The organism is Arthrobacter sp. E3 (assembly GCF_017353415.1).
Classification (GTDB): domain Bacteria; phylum Actinomycetota; class Actinomycetes; order Actinomycetales; family Micrococcaceae; genus Specibacter.
In genome coordinates, this window is sequence record NZ_JAFMPX010000116.1 from 1 (window position 1) to 297 (window position 297).

Below are 297 nucleotides of genomic sequence, written 5' to 3' on the forward strand. Positions count from 1 at the left end.
CGATCAAAGCCAGTGCGAGAAGTTCATAGGACCAACCAGCCACAACGAGGGCCGGCTGGTGAGCTTCGCTTCAGGTAATGATCTTTCTCAAGACAACATCATGAAGGAAGGTGACAGGTACGTCTTCAGTTCTATCGCGACGTGGAACCACCCCTGCAAGTCTCCCGGCGTTTGGACCACCGGCAAAACACCTAACGGTGTCCATTTCAAGCCCATCGTAGCTGCGCAGGACCCAGACAGCAACGATATCCGTCCAAGGTTGATCCAAGTGACCAAGGCTGGAGAAGAAGAAGGGGC

The 297-nt window shown here is 54.2% G+C and carries 1 protein-coding gene; it reads left to right on the plus strand.

Annotated elements, in window-relative coordinates; genetic code table 11:
- Positions 1-58: 58 nt before the first annotated feature.
- Positions 59-297: hypothetical protein (locus tag JMA46_RS16875; protein ID WP_207346499.1), on the plus strand; the 239-nt coding region annotated here is incomplete at its 3' end.